This is a genomic window from Stenotrophomonas sp. AS012628 (genome assembly GCF_010608305.1).
In the GTDB taxonomy this organism is placed as follows: Bacteria; Pseudomonadota; Gammaproteobacteria; order Xanthomonadales; family Xanthomonadaceae; genus Stenotrophomonas; species Stenotrophomonas geniculata.
Map to the genome: position 1 here is coordinate 1 of NZ_VMBJ01000341.1, position 204 is coordinate 204.

Consider the following 204-nt stretch of genomic DNA (forward strand, 5'->3'; position numbering starts at 1 on the left):
CATGCGAGAGTAGGTCATCGCCAGGGTTTACACCCGAGAACCCCGCTGCTTGCGCAGCGGGGTTTTCCTTTTTTTGCAGGCACCCGGTTTCGACCTGGACTTGCGGCAACAACTTCACGAAGAGCTTGAAGTTCCTCAAACAAGTTGTTGACAAAGCTGAAAGGCCTGCCATAATAGGCGGCTCGCAACGACGAAAGACCTTCG

1 protein-coding gene is annotated in these 204 nt (G+C 53.9%); it reads right to left on the reverse strand.

Annotated features, from left to right (window positions below):
• Nucleotides 1-14: 14 nt before the first annotated feature.
• On the reverse strand, nucleotides 15-204 hold a 190-nt coding region (locus G5A07_RS22340), incomplete at its 5' end, for a hypothetical protein (protein WP_223107943.1).